Source organism: Pseudoalteromonas sp. SCSIO 43101, from assembly GCF_023650775.1.
Lineage (GTDB): Bacteria > Pseudomonadota > Gammaproteobacteria > Enterobacterales > Alteromonadaceae > Pseudoalteromonas > Pseudoalteromonas apostichopi.
On the sequence record NZ_CP072673.1, the window covers coordinates 1,203,329 to 1,227,431 of the forward strand.

General features: G+C 41.7%; 19 protein-coding genes. 8 read left to right on the top strand and 11 right to left on the bottom strand.

What is annotated here, in order from left to right; all coding sequences use genetic code 11:
- The first annotated feature begins 1 nt into the window (after position 1).
- On the top strand, positions 2–1,528 hold the full coding sequence (gene purF / locus J8Z25_RS05695; RefSeq protein WP_130051963.1) for an amidophosphoribosyltransferase: 1,527 nt from the start codon (positions 2–4) through the stop codon (positions 1,526–1,528).
- Positions 1,529–1,581: 53 nt separating this feature from the next.
- On the opposite strand, the gene J8Z25_RS05700 is transcribed toward purF, so the two are convergent.
- Positions 1,582–2,133, bottom strand: a complete 552-nt coding sequence (locus J8Z25_RS05700) for an HdeD family acid-resistance protein (RefSeq protein ID WP_130051962.1) — start codon at positions 2,131–2,133, stop codon at positions 1,582–1,584.
- A 156-nt stretch (positions 2,134–2,289) separates the two neighbouring features.
- Here J8Z25_RS05700 and J8Z25_RS05705 point away from each other — a divergent pair, with 156 nt between their 5' ends.
- From J8Z25_RS05705 to yegD, 6 genes are all read left to right on the top strand, one after another.
- Complete coding sequence (locus tag J8Z25_RS05705) at positions 2,290–3,984, top strand: mechanosensitive ion channel family protein (protein ID WP_240701322.1); 1,695 nt, start codon at positions 2,290–2,292, stop codon at positions 3,982–3,984.
- 368 nt (positions 3,985–4,352) lie between these two features.
- The gene (locus tag J8Z25_RS05710; protein ID WP_250661812.1) at positions 4,353–6,614 is read left to right on the top strand and encodes a TonB-dependent receptor; all 2,262 of its coding nucleotides are present in this window, start codon (positions 4,353–4,355) and stop codon (positions 6,612–6,614) included.
- Between the two features lie 110 nt (positions 6,615–6,724).
- Complete coding sequence (locus J8Z25_RS05715) at positions 6,725–7,024, top strand: hypothetical protein (protein WP_054561952.1); 300 nt, start codon at positions 6,725–6,727, stop codon at positions 7,022–7,024.
- Between the two features lie 65 nt (positions 7,025–7,089).
- Complete coding sequence (locus tag J8Z25_RS05720; protein WP_130051960.1) at positions 7,090–7,746, top strand: HAD family hydrolase; 657 nt, start codon at positions 7,090–7,092, stop codon at positions 7,744–7,746.
- Between the two features lie 77 nt (positions 7,747–7,823).
- Positions 7,824–8,663 (top strand): DNA ligase, encoded by an 840-nt coding sequence (locus tag J8Z25_RS05725; RefSeq protein WP_250662018.1) that lies wholly within the window; start codon positions 7,824–7,826, stop codon positions 8,661–8,663.
- A 67-nt stretch (positions 8,664–8,730) separates the two neighbouring features.
- The gene (yegD, locus tag J8Z25_RS05730) at positions 8,731–10,098 is read left to right on the top strand and encodes a molecular chaperone (RefSeq protein ID WP_130051959.1); all 1,368 of its coding nucleotides are present in this window, start codon (positions 8,731–8,733) and stop codon (positions 10,096–10,098) included.
- A gap of 30 nt (positions 10,099–10,128) precedes the next feature.
- Here yegD and J8Z25_RS05735 read toward each other — a convergent pair whose 3' ends face one another.
- From J8Z25_RS05735 to J8Z25_RS05750, 4 genes are all read right to left on the bottom strand, one after another.
- On the bottom strand, positions 10,129–10,593 hold the full coding sequence (locus J8Z25_RS05735; protein WP_130051958.1) for a methylglyoxal synthase: 465 nt from the start codon (positions 10,591–10,593) through the stop codon (positions 10,129–10,131).
- Positions 10,594–10,601: 8 nt separating this feature from the next.
- Positions 10,602–11,234 (bottom strand): LysE family translocator, encoded by a 633-nt coding sequence (locus tag J8Z25_RS05740; protein WP_130051957.1) that lies wholly within the window; start codon positions 11,232–11,234, stop codon positions 10,602–10,604.
- Between the two features lie 98 nt (positions 11,235–11,332).
- Complete coding sequence (locus J8Z25_RS05745; RefSeq protein WP_130051956.1) at positions 11,333–13,171, bottom strand: S8 family serine peptidase; 1,839 nt, start codon at positions 13,169–13,171, stop codon at positions 11,333–11,335.
- Between the two features lie 223 nt (positions 13,172–13,394).
- Positions 13,395–14,567 carry a multidrug effflux MFS transporter gene (locus tag J8Z25_RS05750; RefSeq protein ID WP_167658455.1) on the bottom strand — a complete coding sequence of 391 codons (1,173 nt, stop codon included), beginning with the start codon at positions 14,565–14,567 and terminating at the stop codon, positions 13,395–13,397.
- A gap of 165 nt (positions 14,568–14,732) precedes the next feature.
- Between J8Z25_RS05750 and J8Z25_RS05755 the strand changes: the two genes are divergently transcribed.
- Complete coding sequence (locus J8Z25_RS05755) at positions 14,733–15,209, top strand: hotdog fold domain-containing protein (RefSeq protein ID WP_239977304.1); 477 nt, start codon at positions 14,733–14,735, stop codon at positions 15,207–15,209.
- Here the strand turns inward: J8Z25_RS05755 and J8Z25_RS05760 are convergent.
- The 6 genes from J8Z25_RS05760 to J8Z25_RS05785 form a co-directional block, all read right to left on the bottom strand.
- A complete protein-coding gene (locus tag J8Z25_RS05760) occupies positions 15,206–15,688 on the bottom strand; it encodes a bactofilin family protein (protein ID WP_178926749.1) in 483 nt (160 codons plus the stop codon). The genes J8Z25_RS05755 and J8Z25_RS05760 overlap by 4 nt on opposite strands.
- Positions 15,678–16,829, bottom strand: a complete 1,152-nt coding sequence (locus tag J8Z25_RS05765) for a M23 family metallopeptidase (RefSeq protein WP_250661813.1) — start codon at positions 16,827–16,829, stop codon at positions 15,678–15,680. The genes J8Z25_RS05760 and J8Z25_RS05765 overlap by 11 nt, the downstream gene beginning before the upstream one ends.
- A 152-nt stretch (positions 16,830–16,981) precedes the next feature.
- Entirely contained in the window at positions 16,982–18,295 is a 1,314-nt protein-coding gene (gene fahA / locus J8Z25_RS05770; protein ID WP_250661814.1) for a fumarylacetoacetase, read from the bottom strand.
- Between the two features lie 155 nt (positions 18,296–18,450).
- Positions 18,451–19,497 carry a 4-hydroxyphenylpyruvate dioxygenase gene (hppD, locus tag J8Z25_RS05775; protein WP_130051950.1) on the bottom strand — a complete coding sequence of 349 codons (1,047 nt, stop codon included), beginning with the start codon at positions 19,495–19,497 and terminating at the stop codon, positions 18,451–18,453.
- 315 nt (positions 19,498–19,812) lie between these two features.
- A complete protein-coding gene (locus J8Z25_RS05780; protein ID WP_250661815.1) occupies positions 19,813–22,536 on the bottom strand; it encodes a metallophosphoesterase in 2,724 nt (907 codons plus the stop codon).
- Between the two features lie 116 nt (positions 22,537–22,652).
- Positions 22,653–24,083 carry a peptide MFS transporter gene (locus tag J8Z25_RS05785; RefSeq protein WP_130051948.1) on the bottom strand — a complete coding sequence of 477 codons (1,431 nt, stop codon included), beginning with the start codon at positions 24,081–24,083 and terminating at the stop codon, positions 22,653–22,655.
- Positions 24,084–24,103 lie beyond the last annotated feature (20 nt).

Genomic DNA, 24,103 nt, shown 5'->3' on the forward strand with positions numbered 1-24,103 from the left:
AATGTGTGGTATCGTTGGCATAGTCGGAACTTCTCCTGTTAATCAGGCGTTATATGACGGCTTAACTGTTTTGCAACACCGCGGTCAAGATGCAGCTGGCATCATTACCATTGAAAACAACACGTTTAGCTTACGTAAAGCCAATGGCCTAGTAAAAGACGTATTTCATACCCGTCATATGAAACGTCTGCAAGGTACAATTGGTATTGGCCATGTTCGCTACCCGACAGCTGGTTCTTCTAGCTCGTCAGAAGCGCAACCTTTCTATGTTAACTCGCCATTTGGTATCGCACTTGCGCACAATGGTAACTTAACAAACGCAGAAGCATTAAAGCAGCAACTATTTTCAGAAGCTCGCCGTCATGTTAATACAACGTCTGACTCTGAAATTTTACTTAACATCATGGCGCATGAGTTAAGTAAATCAAACAAGCTGAAACTTGATGCGGAAGATATCTTCACTGCGGTAACTGAAGTTAATAATAAAGTAACAGGTGGCTATGCAACGATTGCGATGATCATTGGTCATGGTATTGTTGCATTTCGTGACCCTAACGGCATTCGCCCACTGGTTTTTGGTAAGCGCGAAACAGCAAACGGTACTGAGTACATGTTTGCATCAGAAAGCGTTGCTTTAAAAACCGACGGCTTTGAGTTTGTTCGTGATGTTGCACCAGGTGAAGCAATTTACGTAACTGAAGATGGTCAGCTGTTCTCACAATCGTGTGCTGAAAAAGCAACTTACGCACCGTGTATCTTTGAGTTCGTTTACTTTGCGCGCCCAGATTCAACGATTGACCGTATGTCTGTTTATGCAACACGTGTAAACATGGGGACTAAGTTAGGTGAAAAAATTGCACGTGAATGGGCTGATAAAGACATCGACGTTGTCATTCCTATCCCTGAAACATCATGTGATGTAGCGCTTGAGATTGCGTCTGCTCTTAACCTGCCATACCGCCAAGGTTTCGTTAAAAATCGCTACATTGGTCGTACGTTCATCATGCCAGGCCAAGAAATGCGTAAGAAGTCAGTTCGTCAAAAACTGAATGCCATTGACCGCGAGTTCAAGGGTAAAAACGTATTACTTGTTGATGATTCAATTGTGCGTGGTACAACGTCAGCACAAATCGTTGAGATGGCTCGTGAGTCAGGTGCGAAGAACGTTTACTTCGCTTCAGCTGCGCCAGAGATTCGTTTCCCGAACGTTTATGGTATCGACATGCCATCGGCAGCTGAGCTAATTGCTCATGGCCGTGAAGTTGAAGATATCAACGCAAGCATTGGTGCAGATGGTCTTATCTATCAATCGCTAGATGACTTAATCTCGGCAGTAAGCCAAGAAAATCCAGAAATCACCCGTTTTGAAACATCAGTATTTGATGGTCAATACATCACTGGTGATATCGACCAAGACTACCTGAACCACATTGACCGTTTACGTAATGATTCAGCGAAATCAACGCGTGAAAATGCGATGTCTGCGAGTTTAGAGTTACACAATCAAGAAGAAAACAGCGCTGATTAATCAGTCCTGATTTGATTGATATAAAAAAGGAGCTAAACAGCTCCTTTTTTGTTTTATATTTGAGAGTGTTGCATTTTTTTCAGCTTAAGTGCTAATAGTACCATCATTATGCCAAACACGATGGCGTAGCTGGCAACGAGCCAAAGCAGGGTGATTATGCCCGCGCCAGGGTTAAATATCAGATATCCACCAAAGATAATCGAAATAATACCGCTGCCAATTAACAGCCACTCATTAGTGATTTCTTTGCGTAGTTTACTGGCAATAACAATCTCAATCACACCAATAGCAATAGCCCATGCGGCAATAAAGTACAGCATTAAGATAGCCGTTACGTTGGGAGCAAACAGGGTCACAAGTGCAGCTGCAATTGAAATTAGACCACCAACTAATAGCATCCACCAAAGTGGGTTTTCATTTTTTGAAGCAATAGCTAACCAAGTTCTAATGGCACCATCGACAAAAAAGTAAGCGGCGAAAATAAACATCAAAATCGCTAATGAGGCTTCTGGGGCAAACCAACCACAAATACCAAAAATGATAGCGATGACACCGTGGATCATTAATGATGACCAATGGGGGATTAGTGAACTTGAAATCTGCATTATCGTTTTCCTTTGCTTTAGTCTCTATATAACTAACATCTCAGCGCTTACTTGCAAAGATTTTTAATTATTTTTTGTACAGTTACACAAACCGTGCTCTAATTTAATTAGCTGATTATTTCAGCGATTTAATGTTTATAAGACTAGGAACAAAGTGTGAGCCGTTGTAATACAAAGTTTTCATTACAATTTAGTAAGTTATTAGTGTGTTTTTTACTGTTGTTCAATGCGCCATTATGGGCAACAACCACACCTGAAGTTACCGTTAAGTCCTTAATAGATAAAGACAACAAGGAAGAGCAAAGTGAACAAAAAGCAGCTAAGCAAGAGCCTGAAGTCAGTTCTCCTGCAGCCAGCGAAGAAAAAGAAACGGCTTTAGAGGATGATTTACCTTTCGACACATATGGTCGAATGACACCAAGAAGTTCAATGCAGGGTTACTTGAAAGCGGCCAGAGCTCGTGACTTTGAACGGGCTGCTCAGTATCTTGATTTTCGAAATTTACCTAAGGATGTGTCTATTATAGGGCAGCTTCAACTAGCTGAGAACTTATCTGTAGTACTTGATCGTACACTCTGGGTCGACATTGATAACTTAAGTAATAAACCCGAAGGAAAACAAAAAGAAAGTGTGCCAAGTTATCGTGATTTAGTGGGGGAAATCTCAACCTCACAAGGTACTGTGCAAATCTTATTACAGTTGATTCCAGACCCAGAAAGTGGCAATCGCATCTGGAAAATATCGAATGCGACGGTAAGCCAAATTCCCTTATTGACGAAAGAGTATGGCTATAGCCATGTCGGCGAGTGGTTATATAAAAACTTGCCAGATGTTGAGTTTTTAGGTGTGCTACTTTGGCAATGGGTATATTTTGTTTTTAGTTTTTTGCTTTTCCTTGCAATAGCAATCATCTTGACGCGTATTATTACTTTTATACTTGCCCATTTAAAAGTGCCAGTCGAAAAAGATGTGATAGCGTTCATCAATGGGCCAGTTTGCTTATTGCTGGCTGTATTAATGTCGCGTTCTTTGAGTGATCAGTCGAATGTAACGATTGCTGTACTCGCTTTATTTCATGGTGCAACAGTACTTTTGATTGCATGGGGTTGGATATGCCTTCGTACAGTTGACATAGTGAAGCATAGACTTGGTCAGCGCTTCATTAAGCAAGATAGGCCCCAAGTGGTTTTTTTACTTCGCCCAATTAGTAACGTTGTAAAAACCTCAATTGTAATTATCTTGCTATTTATGTGGTTTGAAAACTTAGGATTCAATGCCACAACGCTATTAGCTGGTTTAGGGATCGGTGGTTTAGCCATCGCGCTGGCTGCGCAAAAAACGGTGGAAAATATTATAGCGGCCATCACACTTTATATTTCAGCACCAGTTAAAATTGGCAGTTTATGTAAATTTGGTAGCCAGCTAGGCACAATTGAAGAAATAGGACTGAGAGCAACTCGAATTCGCACTCTTGACCGCTCTGTAATATATGTGGCGAATGCAAAGTTCGTTGATATGCAGCTTGAGAATGTTTCTGAAAGAGAGCGTATTTCTTATAGGCCGAAATTGATGCTCAGTGCGAATACCAAGCAACAAAATCTAATCTCGTTTATGCAAGCGGTAAGAGAGCTTTTAGAACAACATAAACATATCGCCTTTGAGCCTTGCAGGGTTCGTTTTAAAGCTTTCTCGCCTTGGGCTTTACAAGTGGATGTACTAAGCTACGTAGAGACTGTCGACTTTGCATTTTATATGGAAGTAATAGAAGAATTAAACTTAGCAATTTTAGGCTTATTAAATGAGCATGAGTGCGAATTAGCTAATCCAGAATTCGCACGTGTAACTGATTAGTTGCTAAAAAAGGGGTAAATGAAAGTGGCTCTCATTTGTGCATGATGTCTACACATTGTCGTGATTAGATGGACAGGACATATGTCCGCTTTAATCAAAAATAATTGCATAAAATCTTCTAAATGCGGCGATGTTGCCGCTAATTGTTGTAAAATAATTGTATATTTATAATTTTTAATGCAGTAAAAGTGTCATAAAGTGTTATAATCGTCAGCGTTCGTTCAGCCTCTTTACTTCGTTTTGCACTCTCGATTAAGAGGTCCGCGCAGCTTATTACAAGGCGCGAAAAATTGGCCGAGCCCGTCAAATGAATTGACGCAACATCATCACCGTTGAATAAGAGTGCATAAAAAAGGTTAAAACCCGACATGAAAGCAATGAAAAGATCTACGTTAGCAACACTTATCAATGCAACGTTGTTCTCTGCCGTAGCAGGTACTTCATTTTCAACTCTTGCTGCAGACGAAGCCTCAGCAGCAAAAAACAATCAATTAGAAGTTATTCAAATCACCGCTCGTAAACGTGTAGAAAACGCACAGGAAGTACCTGTAGCTGTATCTGCTTTACAAGGTGACAGCTTAGATGCATACAGCTCAGCTGGTATGGATATTCGTTTCATGAACGCGAAGATCCCAAGCTTATCAATTGAATCTTCGTTTGGTCGTTCATTCCCACGCTTTTATGTTCGTGGTCTAGGTAATACTGACTTTGACCTAAATGCTTCACAACCTGTTTCTTTAGTGGTAGATGAAGTAGTTCAAGAGAACGCTATCTTAAAAGGTTTCCCTGTATTTGACGTAGCACGCGTAGAAGTTCTTCGTGGCCCACAAGGTACTTTATTCGGCCGTAATACACCGGCTGGTCTTGTTAAATTTGATACAGTTAAACCATCACAAGAATTTGAAGGCTATGGCTCAGTATCTTACGGTAGCCGTGGCGCAGTTGATTTTGAAGGTGCTGTTGGCGGTGGCTTAACAGATCGTTTATCAACACGTGTTTCTGTTCTTTGGCAAGAAAAAGATGATTATATTGATAATCGTGCACCAGGTTTTGAACAAGATGACGTATTAGGTGGTTACACTGAGAAAGCGGCACGTGTTCAATTCTTATATGAAGGCGACGACTTCACTGGTCTTTTCAATTACCATGTACGTGATATGGATGGTACGCCAATCGCATTCCGTGGTAATGCTATCAAAGCTGGTACTAACGATTTAGTAGATAATTTTGAGCACGACGTGGTTTACCACGATGCTGCTTCTCGTGCGACTCAGCAAGTTGAATCTCAAGGTGCAAGCTTAAAGCTTGAGTGGGATATCAACGATTTAACACTTACGTCAATCTCTGCATGGGAAAGTGCTGAAATCTATTCTCGCGCTGATATCGACGGCGGTTACGGTGCTAGCTACTTACCAGATATGGGTCCTGGTTTTATTCCATTCTATTCTGAAAGTGCTGACGGTATTCCAGATCAAGACCAGTACACGCAAGAACTTCGTTTATCTAGCAACTATGCTGGCGACGTAAATTTCCAAGTAGGTGTATTCTACTTTGATGAAGCGCTAACGATCGAAAACTTCAGCTACGACACTTATGGTTCAACGCCAGGTGAGTTAAACGGCTATGTTATCCAGCAACAAGATACCAAAGCATGGGCGGTATTCGGCTCATTAGATTACACAATCACTGATGATCTAAAAATCACTGCGGGTCTTCGTTACTCAGATGACGAGAAAGAATTCTCTGCGAACCGTACTTTAAGCCCTGCTGGTGGCGGTGCGCTTTTCCTTTCAGAAAACCCAAGTGACGATCACGTTAGCTGGGATCTATCTGCTAACTATAAGATCAACGACGACGTAAACTGGTACGCACGTGTTGCGAACAGCTTCCGTGCACCAAGTATTCAGGGTCGTATCTTATTCGGTGATGAAGTAACTGTTGCTGAGTCTGAAACTGTGACGTCTTTCGAGACAGGTATCAAATCAGACGTTCTTGACGGCCAAGGTCGTGTAAATGCCACAGTGTTCTATTACACAATGGATGACCAACAATTAACAGCTGTAGGTGGTGGTGCAAACTTCAACCGTTTAGTTAATGCTGATAAGACAACTGGTTACGGTTTTGAGTTAGACACTGAGTGGGTATTAACTGACAACCTAAACGCAACATTTAACTTAAGCTACAACAATACTGAGCTTGACGATAAAGACTTAGCCGTTGACGTGTGTGCTCAGTGTACTGTTACAAATTCTTTAAACAGCGCAGGTCAAGCTATTCTTGATGGTAATAGTTTACCGCACGCACCTGAGTGGATCTCTAACCTAACATTACGTTATAGCCGCGAAGTAGCTGACGGTGAATTCTTCACATACGCTGACGTGTCTTACCGTAGCGAAATCAATTACTTCTTATACGAGTCAGTTGAATTTGAAGGTAAGCCATTAACTGAAGTTGGTTTACGTGCCGGTTACGCTTGGGCTGAAGGCGACAACGAATATGAAGTATCAGCATTCGTTCGTAACATGTTCGACGAGCAACAATCAATCGGCGCTATCGATTTCAATAACAACACAGCAATGGTGAACGAAGAGCGTTACATCGGTGCTGAGTTCAAAGTAAGCTTCTTCTAAGCTGAAAGAATAAGTCCTATCAAAACCCGCTGTATAGCGGGTTTTTTCGTTTATAATCGTGTTTGTAACTGCTAAAGTGGCAGCATTAAATTTTGAGAAAGAGAAGAAGTATGGCTGGATTTTGGAACTACCGTGTAATTTTTTGTGAAGCAACAAAAGATGAAGCGGCACAATATCAAATACATGAAGTTGAATATAACTTAAATGGCAAAGTGACTAACTGGTCAGAAACCGGTGCAGCGCCATTTGGTAATACAGTCGAAGAACTTGAAGCAGACGCTGATCGTTTAAAAACAGCGTTTTCTAAGCCAGTATTAAAAGTGGTAAGAAAACAACGCGGTTACGAGCTGGTTGATGTAGAAACAGGCGAAGAAGCGTTTGCTGAGCCACCTGCGGGTTTAACTGAGTAACAAATTATATTTATCGAAGGTGCCAAATGGCACCTTTTATTTTTTAGACTGTAAAAGGAATGAGGATGACTTTAAAAGCAGTATTGTTTGATATGGATGGCACACTTGTCGACTCTGAAAGTGTGCATTTTAATATTTGGAATGATTTACTAGCCCCTTTTGGCGTGCAGTATGATGAGGCCACGTTTTGTCAGCGCTTTTCTGGTAGACCAACTCTTGAAGCTGCAAAGGAAGTTGTTGAAAATTATGGGCTTAGTATCACTCCGCAGCAGCTAACCGATGATAAATATGCTGCATTTGGGCGCTTTGTTAGTACTAATTTACCCGCCTATATGCCTCATGCAAAAGCAGTGCTTGAGCAAGTAAAAGCCAGTGGTTTAAAAATGGCATTAGTAACAGGCAGTGCAAAAGATGAAGCCTATCCTATTTTAAAAGGCTATGGTATTTTTGATTGGTTTGATTGTGTGGTTACCAAAGATGATGTTAACAATCCTAAACCATCTGGTGACCCATACCAATTGGCACTTGATACGTTAAATATAACCGCTAATGAAGCCGTTGCAGTCGAAGATACCTTTACCGGTGTCACCGCCGCAAGTAATGCCGCTGTTGCTGTGTATGCGGTGCCGAATCATTTCACTTTAGAACATGACTTTAGTAAAGCGGCGGGGGTGTTTGCTGATTTGGGCGAATTTTTCAAATGGCTACAAACTAACCTATAATTAAACGGCTATTACTAAGCAGCATTTATTAAGTCGTGAAAGCTACTTAAAACTTACAAATTTGCAAGGAAGCAATGATGGTTATGATCACTCGTGCGCTGATGTGCGCAATCACTTTATTATTAAGCCTCTCGGTCGAAGCTCAACAAGCCCCTTCAGTACTTTTAGCAAACGTCTATGAAGCTGACAGGGTCAATGTAAGCGAGTATTTAGTTAGTGAAAAATATGATGGCATTCGAGCTATTTGGACAGGGAGTCAATTAGTAACCCGAAACGGTAACCCAATTTATGCCCCTGACTGGTTTACTGAGCCACTTCCTAGGGTTTGGCTTGATGGAGAACTTTGGACTAAGCGCCAAGATTTTGCCACTTTGAGAGGTATCGTTCGAAAAGCCATTCCTATTGATACTGAATGGCAAACAGTAAGCTATATGATATTTGATATGCCTGATGCGACAAAACCATTTAGTCAGCGCTTTGAGGACTACTCGCGGTTAGTAAATCAGCTGCAAAGTGAACATATTAAAGCAGTGGAGCAAACGCACTTTAACGATAACAAGCAACTTAGTTTGTTTATGGATGAGCTAATAGCGCAAGGTGCTGAGGGCGTGATGCTGCATCTAGCGGCTGCTAAGCATAGTGCGGGACGCAGTGATGCATTGTTAAAGTTAAAACCCTATTTTGACGCTGAAGCGGTTGTAATCGGTTATGTTGCAGGAAAAGGTAAGTATAAAAATATGCTTGGCGCACTCAAGGTGCGCAACAGTGATGGTACTGAATTTAAAATTGGCTCGGGGTTTTCTGATCAGCAAAGAAAGTCACCGCCAGCCATAGGTAGTACCATTACCTATAAATATCATGGTTTTACTAAAAATGGTTTGCCACGATTTGCAAGCTTTTTACATGAAACACCTTAGCGTCATTCAAAAATGGCTGCGACTATGGTAAATTTCGCGGCCTTTTTATTGATGTATAGGTGCTAGAATGTTTGCAGGCTTTGATTACGGTAGCTCAAATTGTGCAATCGGTGTAATGGATAACGAGCAACAAGTGTCATTAGTGCCGCTTGAACAAGGTAAGCAGTATTTACCCTCAACACTTTATACTCATCACAGTGCTTTAGTTGTCGATTTTGTGGCAAAGCACCTCACTGGTAGCCCATTTGAGCATGACTTTAAAACTGAGCGCAATGCGCTTTTAAATACCATTCCTCGCATTAAATCAGATTTAGATATTCAAGCTGGTGATGAGACCTTATTCATCGGTCGTGAAGCAATTAGCGAGTATGTGCAATTTCCTGAAGAAGGTTACTTTGTAAAATCACCTAAATCATTCTTTGGTGCTGTGGGCTTAAAGCAAGGTCAAATAAACTTCTTTGAAGACATTGCTACGGCGATGATCTTAAAAATTAAGCAGCGTGCAGAGCAGTCACTGCAAGAGTCATTAACAGAAACGGTAATCGGACGACCGGTAAACTTTCAATCAGTTGGTGGTGAAGAATCTAATCAGCAAGCACTGGGAATTTTAGAACGAGCAGCAAAGCGCGCAGGCTTTAAAGAGGTGTCGTTTTTATATGAGCCGCTAGCGGCAGGGATTGATTATGAAACTTCATTACAGCAAGACCAAAAAGTATTGGTTGTAGATATTGGCGGGGGTACCAGTGATTGTTCATTCGTACAAATGGGGCCGAGCTTCCGTGAAAAGCAGTGTCGTGATAATGATTTTTTAGCCCACAGTGGCAAGCGTGTGGGTGGAAATGATTTAGATATTGCCCTGAGCTTTCATGGTTTAATGCCATTATTAGGTTTAGGTACTGAGTTTAAATCGGGTCTTCCGCTGCCGAACCAACCGTTTTGGCAAGCGTGTAAAATCAATGATGTAAACCTGCAAAGCCAGTTTTATAGCGATGCCCATCATCGTGAGTTATTGACTCAAGTTCGTGAAGTTAAAGAGCCAGCGCTTTTTAAACGCTTAATTCAATTGCAGCAAAATAAGCAGGGTCATCAATTAGTGCAGCAAGGCGAAGCGGCAAAAATTGCACTCTCGTCAGCGAACGAATTTACCACAGACTTGCGTTTCTTAGATTCAGATTTAATGCAATGCTTAACGCTAAAAGACTTAGCTTTAGCTGTTGATGACTCAATAAGCCAGATAGTGAGCTTAGCTAAACAAGCGATTCAAGAGGCAGGCACAACACCGGATGTAATTTACTTAACGGGTGGTAGTGCGCAATCACCGCTGATCAAGGCTGCGTTAAAATCACATTTAGGTGATATTAATATGCTGAACGGGGATCACTTTGGTAGTGTTACTGCAGGTTTAACTAAGTGGGCGCACAAGCTTTATAGCTAATCGCCCCACTTAGGTATACAACTTTAATAATTAAAGAGTCACTTGGCGCGTTGCGAGGTATTTTTCGTAATCTGGCAACGTGCGGCAAAGCTCTGTCTCCATCATAGGGGAGCTTAATAGCATATCGGCACTAACTTCATTACAGGCAACAGGAATATTCCAAACCGCAGCTAAACGAAGTAATGCTTTTACATCAGGGTCGTGGGGCTGCGATGCAAGTGGATCCCAGAAAAAAACTAACACATGCACCTCATGTTCAGCAATTTTAGCACCTAATTGTTGATCGCCACCCATAGGACCACTTAATAGCTTTATCACTTCAAGCCCTGTTGTGCGCTCGATTAAATGACCCGTTGTTCCTGTACCGTATAGCGTGTGCTTACTTAAAATATCCAGGTGCTTTTCACACCATGCCTGAAGGGCTGCTTTTTTGCCATCATGGGCTACGAGGGCAATATTCTTTTTGGCGGGTAAAGCTTGTTGTTTTTGTTCCATAAGTGCTCTTATATCAATAGGTTAATTGCTAACGCAATAAAAACTAGTCCCGTGATCCGATCAATCCAAATTTGGGCTTGTGGATGTTCACGAAAATAACTGGCTATCTTATCGCCGAAATAAATATACGTGCAGTCGATTGGAAAAGCAAAAAGCGGGTAGAGTAATCCAAAGAAAGCGAGTTGAAATGTCGTTGAAGACAAGCTCGGATCGACGAACTGAGGAATAAAAGCAATAAAGAATAAGGCAACTTTCGGATTGAGTACCTCGGTCATCATGGCTTGAAACATCACATTTTGTTTTTTACTGGTGCTAACATGAGGCTTTTCGCTGCAGTCTGGTTCAGGCCCTGTGAAGGTATCCTTTAAGGTCATTATACCTAGGTAGCAAAGGTAGGCCGCGCCTAAATACTGAACTGTGGTATATGCTACCGTGGATGCTTTTAAAATTGCCGTTAAACCTACTACTGCCAAAATAGTATGCACCACACCACCTAAGGCAAAACCAAAGGCACTTTGCATTCCGGCTTTACGGCCATTTGCAAAGGTTTGCGCCATTAAAAATGCATTAGAAGGGCCGGGAGCTACGGCAATTAAAAAACTGGCGCCTAAAAACGACAGTAACGATTCTGGATTGATCATTGGCACAAAGTTAAAAAGCTAGGTATTTGATCTTAACAAGCTTTTAGAAAAAGAAAAAGCGGGCAATCAATGCCCGCTGATTTGGGTTGGGGAAAGTATTAGAACGTCACTGAGCTATTGTTTGAACAAACAGTTGTGCTTTGTGCTTCACATACTTGGTAAGTGTAAGTACCACCGCCTTTCGATGTGATAGTGTCAGTATAGCTGTTAGTGTTTGCCACTGAGCCTACCTTGCTACCATTACGGTATACATCAACTGTGCTTGTTGCTGCGCCATTCCAGCTTAAATCAACATACGCAGTGCCTTTTGATTTATAACCTGACGTAGAAAGGCTAATATCATCGCTACCAGGAGTTGTGCCGCCGCCATTATTGCCACCTGCACAGCCATTTGCCATTAGGTATGCATCTGCATCAGCTGCTTTAACAATACCGTGACCGAAGTAAACATCGTGACCAGAAGCGCCTTGGTCTTGTGCTGTCGCTTTTAAGGCATCACGAATTTCTGTCCCAGTACACTCAGGATGGTTTGACCAAACTAGTGCTGCAATACCAGATACAGCAGGCGTCGCCATTGATGTACCGCTCATGAAACCATAATCACTGGTACCAATTGCGATATCAATTGTTGTACTTGAAAGAAGTGCTGAACGGTCTTCAAGTGCTGCACCTACAGCAGGAATTGTTGTATCGTTAGTATCGCCTAATGTAGCGTATAACATGCCTGCTTCGTTATTAATGATAACAGCGCCGATACCACCTGAGTTTTCACAGTTATTCACTTTGTCATAGAACGAGATATTTCCGCGGTCAATCATACAGATTTTGCCAGCTGCGCCAGAATCTACACTTTCAGCAGTACCCATGTAATAAGCCGTGCCTGATGCATTTCCTGAGTTCTCCATTGATGAAGTTGCAAAGCCCGCACCATCTGCTGCTAAGCTAGCCGAAGTGGCCATACCTGCAGGGTAAGTAGAAAGAGTATCAACACCACCTGCTGTTACTTCAACACAGATAGTTTCATCTGTAGTAGCGCGTTTACCACGACCAGACGTACAGCTAGGGAATTGCGAGAAATCTGCAATTTGGTTGTTCGCATCATTTGCACCTACCATCATTACTGATGGATAGCCTGCAGGGTATGAACGTACGTTATTACCATCATTACCTGCCGCAGCAACGACTAAGCCGCCTGCACTTGTGAAGTTAGCAAACGCATTAGACTCGGTGCTATTTGAACCACCACCACCTAGGCTCATGCTAATAATATTTGCACCTGCTTGAGAGCATAAGTCCGCTGCGTGTGCTAAATCTGAAGAGTAACCCCAGCCTTCAGCATTAAATACTTTGATGATGTGCATTGCAACGCCAGGTGCCATACCAACCACACCTACATTATTATCTGCTGCGCCAATTGTTCCGGCGACGTGAGTACCATGAGGACCACCATTATCGAACCAGTTACCAGTACCACTGTCGTTGTCACCAGTAATATTACCCCAAATGAAATCAGGATTCGAAGCATCTAGACCTGAGTCAATTACACACACTTTCATGCCAGCATTTGCATCAAAAGTAACTTGGTCTGCTTGTGATTGGTAAACTGCGTAAGGGGTCAGCTGCTGCTGCATAGCATTACCCGCGTCATCGTTATAAAGCGCCATTGGCACACGTTTTTGGTCTTCTTCAATCAGTTTGATGTGAGGGTTGTTTAATAAGCCTTTCACGCTCGCTAGGTCATGACCTGAGAATTGCGCTGCAATGAAGCCATTACCATCAACTTTAATATCACCACCGAGCTTTTTAGCGAGTGCTTTGACTACGCCTTTTTTATTGTTGTCTACTTGGATGATGTAACGGTCATTTGCTGCGTTTGCAGTTCCTGCTGCACATAGTCCACTGATGATCAGTGCTAATGCTAATTTATTCTTTTTCATAATTCGTATCCCAAACATGTCATTTAGTTAACCAATTGTTAACGTGGGTAAGCAATAGTTTAATCTTCGGTTGGGTACAAGAAAAATAATCCGCAAAAACGGAACAAATTATTCTAGAAAGGTGATTTTTATAACTGTGAGATATAAAAGGATGGCTAAATGGGCAAATGAAGTATAACGATTCTCATTTACCCATATTAGCTAAAAGTATGGTAAAACTTTTTTATGACAAGCGCTTATGTTTAAGTAATAAGTAAGTAAAAGGAGTGAGCATCAAAAAATGTACGCCAATTAATACAGGTGTCGTTAAATTTAAAAATTGCGTTATAAACACTAATAAACTTGCGCCACTCATTTGCATCAAGCCGATAAGTGCAGAAGCTGTGCCTGCTTGTTTAGGAAACATACTCAATGCACGACCTGCCGATGAGCCAAGTGTTAAGGCATAACCAAAAGCTGCCAAGAACATAGGAAACATTAAAGCTAAAACTGAATTTTGCTGACTAAAAGCCAGCATTATGCAGCCTGACAATACTAACAACATAAGTCCTGCTTTTAAGGCTCGTTTGGGCTGGCGCTTTATATATATGGGCATGACGAAGCTTGCAAAAATGCTCAGGGCGGCATTACAGGTAAACCAAAAAGTAAAGTCGGTGACACTGCCACCAAGCTCTGTGATTATCCAACCCGGAGCAAGGGTTACAAAGACTAAAATAGCGGACATAGTCACTAAACAAATTAAGCTATGAAATAGAAAGAGTGGTGTGGAGATAATAGGTATAAAGCGCCTTAAGTCGAGAATATGACCACTGTAAACACTGTCTTTAGGGCGGGTTTCTTTATAGAGAAACAAAACTATAAATAGGCCAACAAGTGCAAAACTGACCATGAATAAAAAGTTCATGCGCCAACCAAATTGTACGGTTAACCAAGCACCAAGAATAGGCGCAAGGGCAGGAATAAAGCAGACAATGCCATTTAAGTAAGTAATGATTTGTCCGCTACGCTCACTACCAAATTTGTCTCTAACTATTGCAAAAGCGACGACAAAAGTTGCGCATGCTCCTAAGCCTTGTAATGCTCTTGCTATCATTAAGGTGGTAAAGTCTGGCGCCAAATATGCCCAGAATGCAGCTAGCCCATAAATCGTAACACCGCTAATCGCAACAGGTTTACGGCCAAATTTATCTGCAAGTGGTCCCGCAATAAGCTGCCCAAGACCGACTGTAAGCAAAAAAATAGCCACGGTTTGCTGAAGTTGCTTTTCTGACGCATTCAATTGTTCAGCGATAGTAGGAAATGCTGGAAGATAAATATCAATACCTAATGGGCAAAAAACAACCAGAAGGCCGAGGATAAATAATAAACTGAGGTTTTTGTGCTGGCGTGACTGCATTCGCTCTCCTTTAAAACGGTATTTTATGTGCCCCTAAAGGAAAAGAAAAGCATTCACTTAGCTAAATATGTAATCATCAAAACTGCTAACAAAAATTTTCCATTTCGCTATCTGGTCTGATGTGTTAATTTCCATCTCACATCAAAAAAATAATGGATAATCGTCTTGAGCTCACAATCATCATTATTAAAAATCTGGACTCAATGTCAGTCACTGCCAAAAGGTAATTGGTTGTTTAGTAAAGCTGTCTGTTTTAAAGCTCCTTATTTCGGCTCAATAAAGCCATTGATCACAGGTTTAACAGCAGGGCATTGCAGTGCAACCGTTAAAAACCGCCGAGCAATCCATAATCACATTGGTACTATCCATGCTATTGCCCAGTGTAATATAGCTGAGTTGTGCGCAGGTTTAATGGTCGATGCGACGGTGCCGGCAAAAACACACCGCTGGATCCCAAAAGGCATGACAGTGAATTATATAGCAAAAATTGACACAGACATGCGTGCAGTTGCAGATATAGAAGTACCGAGTGAGTGGTTAGAAAAGCAAGATTTGTTAGTACCGGTGAAGGTTTTTAACAGCCGCGATGAATTGGTGTTTACAGCAGATATCACAATGTATGTAACTGCTAAAAAACGTTAAGACTTATCAGCGGCTTGTTTGTTTACAAACGACAAGTCGTTGTCATCATCGGGGAGTAATGATGAACTGGTTTGTTCTTCAGGCTTAATAGGCGCCACATTATCTTCTTCATGACGATGTTTTAAGCTGCCTTCAATGATTGCTCCCGCTTCAATGCTAAGGGTGTCATGAAATACGTCACCATGGACTTCTGCGGTGCTTTCAATTACCACTTGATTGGCGATGAGTGTTCCGAAGATTTTACCTTTGACAGTTACACTATCAGCCTCAATCACGCCTTCAATCACACCAGTATGACCAATCACTAGGTGTTTAACATGTAAATCACCATCGACCCGACCATCAAGTTGGACTTCACCTTGGCAAGTAAGGCTACCAGTTAAACGGACGTCTTCAGAAATAATTGAAGGAGTATGGTTGGTTCTTTTTAAAGATGAGCCAGACGAGCTAGCTGCTGGTTGCTTTTTTCTACCGAACACGAGAAAGGGCCTTTGTTATTTTAACTGGATTGACATGTTTGCCATTCACTAAAACTTCGTAATGTAAGTGCGTACTGGTGCTACGGCCAGTACTTCCCATTAAGCCAATGACATCATCTTTTGTTACCGTTTGGCCTTTTTTTACTTTAATTTTATTTAGGTGGCCAAAGCGAGTGATGAAACCATTTTTGTGTTGTAGTTCGATAAAATTACCATAACCACCATTACGACCAGCACGAAGAACCGTACCATTAGCGGGCGCAAAAATTTCGGTTTTATGCCAACCAGCTAAATCAACCCCTTTATGAAATGCACGACGACCATTCAATGGGTCTTTACGAAGGCCAAAACTGCTTGAAATGTAGTAATCGGCAGCAGGGAGCGTTTGTGGCAATTCACTGAGTAAATTTTCTAAGTTATTTAACGCTAATAAGTTATCTGCAATCGCTAAAAATTCAGCAGGAATTTTTGATTCATCAAATAAATCGAGTGGACCACCTTGAGCTGTATCTGAACTTTCTAGTACCGAGGCATTGGCAAGGCTGCTATCAAGGCCTGCACCCTCTAATATGGCAACGATTTCTTGATGGCGAAGTTTTATTTGCTCATCCAATACCACAAAGCTGTTGTTATAAGCGGCATCAAGGCGCACTAAGCGTTCAGGAATACTTTCTAAGCGTTTAACTTGTTTTGGCTGCTGTTCACCTTCTAAAGGAGCATGAAATTCCTCAGAGTGTTCCTTAACAGGTAAAAGCAATGGCTCTGCATTAGTTGGTAGTGCAGGTTTGTTCATTGATTCTGGTAGCGACTCAATCATGCTTTGCAATAACGCTTGTTTTTGCTCAAGAATAGCCAACTGCTCTAATTGTTTTTCATAGGCAGCTTGTTGCTGGTAGCGTTGTTTTTGCCACTGTTGTTGTTTGCTGAGTTGGTTTTGTTCGATGCTGATGATTTGGTCGGCTTGTGACATGATCTGGAGCGTTGAAATACTTAACCAAGCAATAGCTGTTAAAATGACCAGAAGTGTTGTTAATTGTAACCAAGGCGCTAACACTAAGTGCTTTACTTCGCCATTTTGACGGATCAACAGCTGTCTAGCTGGAAAAATCGTGCGGTAAAAAGACTTAAGTTTAACTAACATGGCGTACAAAATTTAACTAATAACCGAGTTAAGATAGCAATCTGATTTAAAAAAGCCAGAAAAAAATTGTAACTCAAGAAAGAAATGGCAAATAAAAAAGGGCAAATAATGCCCTTAATACTTGTTTTGTAAATGAAAATAGCGAGTTATTTTCATTTGGCAGGTAGCACTGTACCCTCAACTGAACCAAAACCAATGCGTGCAAAACCGTCTTTTTCACACCAACCACGCATGATTACGTTGTCGCCATCTTCTAAGAAAGTACGTTGCTCGCCATTAGCAAGGGTGATTTTTTCTTTACCGCCGCGTGATAGCTCTAACAATGAACCTGCTTCTTCGTGCTCTGGGCCTGATTGAGTGCCAGAACCTAACATGTCGCCAGGTTGGAAGTTACAGCCATTTACAGTGTGGTGAGTCACCATTTGCGCCACAGTCCAGTAAGAGTGTTTGAAGCTAGATTTAGATACTTGTGTTGGCGCTTCGCCAGCTGCACGCATCTTTTCAGTTTCGATTTGTACATCCATTTTGATATCGAATGCACCAAACTCACGGTTATGAGAAGACTCTAAATAGTCCATTGGTTGCGGGTCATTTTCATCACGTGTCCAGTTTGTTCTAAATGGCGCCAGTGCTTCTGTAGTAACAATCCAAGGAGATACAGTCGATGCGAAGTTTTTCGCAAGGAACGGACCAAGTGGTTGGTATTCCCATGCTTGTAAGTCACGTGCAGACCAGTCATTGAATACACAGAAACCAAATACGTGGTTTTCAGCATTCTCAATGGCAATTGCATCGCCTAATTCATTACCTTTACCAAGGTAAATACCTAATTCAAGTTCATAGTCTAGGCGTTTACAAGGGCCGAATGACGGTACTTCAGCATCTGGTGCTTTAGTTTGACCGTTAGGACGGTGGAACGTTTGACCTGATACATCAATTGACGATGAACGGCCATGATAACCAATTGGTACCCATTTGTAGTTAGGTAAAAGTGGGTTATCAGGGCGGAATAGGCTGCCTACTGCTGTTGCGTGGTAAATAGAGGTATAGAAGTCAGTGTAATCACCAATGCGACAAGGCAGCGCAAATTCGATATCTGCTTGAGCAATAAGTGCTTCGCTTAATTGCGCTTGCTCACCGGCACCTTCACGTAATGCTTTTGATAACGCAAGACGAAGTGCTGACCAATATTGCTGACCAAGGCCCATAAATTCATTTAATGTAGCTTGGCTCGCTGCTTTAACGGCAACTTGTGCATCACCTGAGAATAAACCAAGGTCGTTTACTTTCGCTAAATCGATAACTTGATCACCAATTGCTACAGCGCCACGGAACGCTTCGTCTGAATTTTTACGACGTACTTCTGCAAAAGGAAGGTTTTGAATTGGGAAGTCACAGTTCGCTTCGTTAGCAGATGCAACCCAGCTTTTTAGATTAATATCGTGGGTTTCGTTAATTAGGCTCATACTCTTTCCTTATTTGTTCGCGCTGATGTGTTAGTTATCTATATGGAGGCAATCAACGCAATTTAAACAGTTAGTTTAAAACAGAATTTAAAACGACAAAAAGCAGCGTGTGAATATAGCCAAACCACACGCTGCTTTTTATTCATAATGATGATTTAGATTACACCACGACGCTCTTGATCTCGTTCGATTGATTCGAAAAGCGCTTGGAAGTTACCTTCACCGAAACCGCCGTCATCTACACGTTGGATCATCTCGATAAAGATTGGACCAAATAGGTTCTTCGAGAAGATTTGTAGTAGGTAACAATTTTCGCTTTGGCTATCTACTAGAATTTGATGCTTACGGATCTTCTCTTTGTCTTCTTTAACCCAAGGCACACGGTCAAAAATTGTATCGTAGTACTCAGGGATGATATCAAGCGTAGCAATCGTTGATTGGTCAAGCTTATCAAGTGAGCTTACTAGGTCATTAGTAAGGAATGCTAAATGTTGTACACCCGGACCATTGTACTCATTTAAGTACTCATCGATTTGGTTGTTGTTGTTATCTTTGCCTTCGTTGATTGGAATCGAGAAAGTACCGCATGGAGATTTAAGTGCGTAAGATAATAACGCTGTTTTTTGGCCTTTAATGTCGAAGTAACGTACTTCAGTAAAACCAAATACGTCTTTGTAGAAGTTAGCCCATGTTTCCATAGTGCCTTTATAAACGTTATTGGTTAAATGGTCGATACGGATGAAGCCTTTGTCTTCAACAATGTTTTGCTCACTTAAATCTTCGAAGTCTGACTCATAGATAGAACCTTTGTCACCAAATTGCTCGATGAAATAGATTAAGCTGTCGCCGATACCGTAGATAGCTGGGTAAGGTAAATCTTTGTGTGTTGAGTCTGTCGCAGGTTTTGCACCGCGCTCAACAGCAACATCGAATGCTTTTTGCGCATTTTCTACACGCCAACCCATAGAACAGATTGCTGGACCGTGGCTTTTAGCAAATTCAGCAGAGAAACCATCACGCTCATTATTTAGTAAGAAATGAATGTCATGTTGGTTGTAGTAAACAATGTCTTTACCTTTGAATTTTTTTAGCTTTGAAAAGCCAAAATCAGTAAACACTTTGTCCATGTAATCTGCATCAGGTGTTGCGTATTCAGTGAATTCAATGCCCATTAGGCCTAATGGATTATTTACTTCGCTCATTGTCATTACTCCCGCAATTATAAGCACTGCGCTAAAAAAGAATTATTGTTCTGTAATGAGCGGATGATTAACCAGAAATTCGATAAGGGGAAGATCCCAGCACTATTTAGCTAAAGCCTTCTTTGTAAATTAAATGGGACAATGATTTTAATTTCAGCAATTGCCCTAACAAAGGCAGTGAGTAAGCCACTAGGTTGACTAAAAGAGGTTAACCATCTTTATGGTTATCTATATGTATTTAATAGTAAATTTCAGCGTTTTTCAGGCAATAAAAAAGGCCTGAAACGGCCTTTTTTATTAAGGCGATTGTATAGTTTAGTTTACGGTTTGGCGCGCTTTGTTAAAAAACTTGCTGCGTTGTTGTAACCAAGGGTTATTCATAATTTGTGGTGCAGCTTGATAATGACGCTCAACTACTTGGTTTAAGGTACGGGTTGATTGCGTAAAATTAAGTTGTTGCTGGGCAGCACCCATATTGGCAATCTCGGCATCAGTCATCGCACGACCTGCAAATAACAAGGCGTTTAAGTAACCCGGCTTAGTTTCGTAGTCATTATCGGTTAAAAGTAAGGCCGCATTGTTTATTGCCCAGCGCTCATTGATTTCACCTTCATCTTTAATACCAATTAGCTCGCCATCAAGATAAATTTTTAGTGCACCATTGTTTGGAGCAGCATAAAACACAAAAGCAATACGGTGCCAGCTGTTTGCTGTAAGCTCGCCAAAGTAACCGCTATCACTGGTAGCAATACCGATGGCGTTATCTCGGCTGACGTAAAGGTCTGCGTCATCACTATTAGTGATATCGGTTTGTAGTAATGAGCGCCACTCATTGGTGCTTTGTTCTGGCCACATAATATCCATCACTAAGGTGTAATCAGCGATAAGGCCTTCTGTTTGATAATCACCATTAGCAGCACTATTAGCCGTTAAGGTTAAGCCTTGTGTTGGGCTATGACGAGCAAAGGACAACACGCCAGAGGCTCCACTTGGTAAATCAGTAATTTCAAGTTCAGTGGTGGTCGCAAATTGGCTATTCTCTGGCCCCCAGTTTTTGTCTTCAGGGTCATAAAAGCTGAGTGTTGCAGGGCCAAAGTCACTGCTAAACCCTTGCTCAGGATTATTAAAATTCCATACAGTGACTGCATCATCCGTTTTACACGCATTAAGCGTGTTATCGGTATCGAGATATAAACATTGGCTGGTGCGTGCTCGTGCGTAATTATCAAGCAGCCACCAACTTTCAGCGACCAATTGCGCTTCTAAGTTTGGCAGAGCTGGGAAGAATAATTCGCTATTAAGCGCTGGGCCTTTAAATAGAGCTACGTGGTAATTACTTACATCATTAATGTTATCAGGCACTAAAGAGACCCATTCAGGTCGGCTTTCGAGCATGTTTTTTAATTGGCTGCCAGTCACCGCGACTTGATAAATTGAATTAAAGCCCGGGGTATTCGATGGTTGGCGTTCAACCTTAAACGCGGCATGGAAGTCTTCTTGGGTTAACGTTCCTGGTAGCCAGCGATCTTGTACTTGGCTTGCATCAAGCAAGGCCGCATCAATAGCAGGGAACTGCTGCATGGCAGCTTTGGCAGTAATCGTCGTGAGTTCTTCTGCAGTGGGGTAATTTTCTGAAACGGCAATTTCGGTATTTGCATCTGGGGCATAGCGACCCATGATTTCATCAATGGCGGCTTTAGTGCTTTCATCTCGGGTCGTAATGCTGGTTGTTGCTACGGTATTGTAATCAACATCTGCAAGCGTGTTGTCATCAAGGTTAAAGGTTAAGGTAAGATCAGTTAGCCCTTGAGCAAAAAAGTTTGGCTGAATGACAATGCTGCCGTTATCTAAGGTTTGATAGCTTTCACCGCCATGGGTATGTCCACCAAGTACTAAATCAATTCCTGCAACATTTTGTGCAATACGGGTGTCAGTGCCTTCACCTAAGTGACTCACCATGACCATGTAATCAACATCTTGACGGTATTGGTTAACAATCTGCTCAGCCACTTCTTGCCACTGCCAATTCATTTTGAAATTAGCGATAAAATCAGGGATCGGTTCCTCTTCGATAGGATCATCAAGTTCATTCCAAGGCACTGAAGTCATACCAAAAAAGCCAATTCGAAGACAACCAACTTGGACAACTGAAAAATCGACACCGGCAAATGGCGTATCGCTGCTACCATCATATTCGGTATTACTTGAAAGCACGATGGCATTATCGTCATCGGCAAAGTCCAGCAGTTGCTCAGGTCCCCACGCATAGTCGTGGTTACCAATCACTCGTACGTCAAAGGCCATTGCTTTTATTGCTTCGACTGTGGCTAACCCTTGTGAGGTTTGTTCAGCTACAGTGCCTTTTTCATAATCGTCACCGCCATTGGTGAATAAGGTGTTAGGGTTTTCAAGTTTTGCATTGTCGTAGTAACTGCGAATACGGCTGAATAATTGCTCTTTAAAGCCAAAGCGCGCGTGTAAATCAGCAACATGAATAAAGCGTACAGTTTGGTTACTGGCTGTGTCATTACATTGCTCGCCAATGGTTTTACTAACCGAAGGAATGGTGCGAGAAATTAAAGCAAAGCTACCAAATTCTGTGATAGCACTGACTGCAAATCCATCATCGCTTTGTTCAGTAGTGAGAGTTTGCCATTGCTCATCGACTAACTGCACTATGCTAAAGGCAAGGTTGGTTTGTTCATTTGGTAACTTAATCGCTAAACTTAATGGCTCAGCAAATATCAGGTTATTGGGGCGAAAGGTATGAATGCTCGAGACAATACCTTGCTCTATATCTGTGCTTGAAGCGCTTGTCTCAGTGTAAGTAAATGTGGTGTCTGTTGTAACCGTGTTACTTATTGCATTAAGTGTGACATCGCCCTGTGCAAATTCAGCCGATAAACCATTTTCAACAGAAATAATTAAACCAGACTGATCAGGAGCTGCTGCGACTTCTTTTGTTGTTTTATCGCCACCACATGCTGTCAGTAATAAGCTAGTCAGAATAATGACCAGTAGTTGAGTGTTAGAGCGCACTTACTCAGTTCCTTTGCCATACCAAATTAGTATAAGAATATAGTATCAGTTTTAAGGGCGCAGAGGGAATAGGGGAGAGAGAAATTCCCCGCAGCGGGCGCTACGGGGAATAAATATTATTGCTTTTCAGCTGTCACTTCTAGCTCTTCAGCTAGGATGTGCTCAGTAGTTTGTGGCTCGTGTTGGCCTTCAGCACCGTGCATCCAAGCTACAAGTTTGTCGCTTAGTAAGTACATGATAACAGCAGAAAGAACCGCAGTTGCGCCTAAACCAATGAAGATACCCATCGCGTTGTCTAACGCTTCTTCACCTTCACCTAGGAATGAACCTACGAAACCTGCAATCTTGTTTGCAACCGCAGTACATAGGAACCAGATACCCATAAGCATTGAAGCTAAACGTAGTGGTGCAAGTTTACTCACCATAGATAAGCCAATTGGAGATAAACACAACTCACCTAGCGTGTGGAATAAGTAGAATAATACTAACCACATCATGCTGATTTGTAGGTGCTCACCTTGACCTTGTGTCATAAGCGCCAGGATCATAGTAATGAAACCAAGTGCTAAGAAAATAAGTGCAATAGCAAACTTAACTGGTGAATTTGGTTCACGTTTATCAAGCTTTAACCAAATAATGGCAACTAAAGGTGCAAATACAATGATGAAAATTGAGTTTAATGACTGGAACCAAGAAGCAGGCACTTCAAAACCAAGTAACATACGGTCAGTGTAATCGTTAGCGAAAAGGTTCATTAAACCACCCGCTTGTTCAAAGCCCATCCAGAAGATGATGCTGAATACACTCATAGTGAAGATAACTTTAATACGGTCAGTTTCAACTTTAGTTAATGGCTCTTTAGTATTTGATTCAGACTGCGCTTGAGAAAGCTTAGCTGAAGGTACAACACCGATGTTGCCTAAGTATTTGTTGCTTAATGCAAGCTGTAAAAGTACAGATAAAACCATACCTACACCAGCTACGATGAAACCCCATTGCCAGCCCATTGCTGCAGCAGCATAACCCGCAACTAGAGGACCTAATGCACCACCTAAGTTGATACCCATGTAAAAGATAGTAAATGCGCCATCACGACGTTGGTCACCTTCTTTATATAAATCGCCAACCATGGTTGAGATGTTTGGCTTGAATAAACCGTTACCAATACAAAGAAGGGTTAAACCAATATAGAATACGTTTTCTTCTTGGCCAGCTAAGTAGCTGTGCGGAATACCCATAGTGAAGTGGCCAGCAGCCATTAATAAACCACCAAGGATAATTGCTTTACGTTGCCCCAATACGTTATCGGCTAACCAACCACCAAACAGTGGTGTAATGTATACAGCCATTGTGAAGGTACCATAAAGGCTTAATGCGTCTGCATTTGACCAACCAAAACCACCTTCTTGAACAAGCGCTACTAAGTATAAAACTAAGATGGCGCGCATGCCGTAATAACCGAAACGTTCCCACATTTCTGTGCCGAACAACAGGAACAACCCTTTAGGATGCCCTAAAAAGTCACCTGCTTTTGGTAATGAACTCATATTTACTTCCTAACTCTAAG

Excerpts from the sequence above, each read along its gene's own strand:
- purF (WP_130051963.1), top strand. The coding sequence starts at position 2 with ATGTGTGGTATCGTTGGCATAGTCGGAACTTCTCCTGTTAATCAGGCG.
- J8Z25_RS05700 (WP_130051962.1), bottom strand. The coding sequence starts at position 2,133 with ATGCAGATTTCAAGTTCACTAATCCCCCATTGGTCATCATTAATGATC.
- J8Z25_RS05710 (WP_250661812.1), top strand. The coding sequence starts at position 4,353 with ATGAAAGCAATGAAAAGATCTACGTTAGCAACACTTATCAATGCAACG.
- J8Z25_RS05715 (WP_054561952.1), top strand. The coding sequence starts at position 6,725 with ATGGCTGGATTTTGGAACTACCGTGTAATTTTTTGTGAAGCAACAAAA.
- J8Z25_RS05720 (WP_130051960.1), top strand. The coding sequence starts at position 7,090 with ATGACTTTAAAAGCAGTATTGTTTGATATGGATGGCACACTTGTCGAC.
- J8Z25_RS05725 (WP_250662018.1), top strand. The coding sequence starts at position 7,824 with ATGGTTATGATCACTCGTGCGCTGATGTGCGCAATCACTTTATTATTA.
- yegD (WP_130051959.1), top strand. The coding sequence starts at position 8,731 with ATGTTTGCAGGCTTTGATTACGGTAGCTCAAATTGTGCAATCGGTGTA.
- J8Z25_RS05735 (WP_130051958.1), bottom strand. The coding sequence starts at position 10,593 with ATGGAACAAAAACAACAAGCTTTACCCGCCAAAAAGAATATTGCCCTC.
- J8Z25_RS05740 (WP_130051957.1), bottom strand. The coding sequence starts at position 11,234 with ATGATCAATCCAGAATCGTTACTGTCGTTTTTAGGCGCCAGTTTTTTA.
- J8Z25_RS05745 (WP_130051956.1), bottom strand. The coding sequence starts at position 13,171 with ATGAAAAAGAATAAATTAGCATTAGCACTGATCATCAGTGGACTATGT.
- J8Z25_RS05750 (WP_167658455.1), bottom strand. The coding sequence starts at position 14,567 with ATGCAGTCACGCCAGCACAAAAACCTCAGTTTATTATTTATCCTCGGC.
- J8Z25_RS05765 (WP_250661813.1), bottom strand. The coding sequence starts at position 16,829 with ATGTTAGTTAAACTTAAGTCTTTTTACCGCACGATTTTTCCAGCTAGA.
- fahA (WP_250661814.1), bottom strand. The coding sequence starts at position 18,295 with ATGAGCCTAATTAACGAAACCCACGATATTAATCTAAAAAGCTGGGTT.
- hppD (WP_130051950.1), bottom strand. The coding sequence starts at position 19,497 with ATGAGCGAAGTAAATAATCCATTAGGCCTAATGGGCATTGAATTCACT.
- J8Z25_RS05785 (WP_130051948.1), bottom strand. The coding sequence starts at position 24,083 with ATGAGTTCATTACCAAAAGCAGGTGACTTTTTAGGGCATCCTAAAGGG.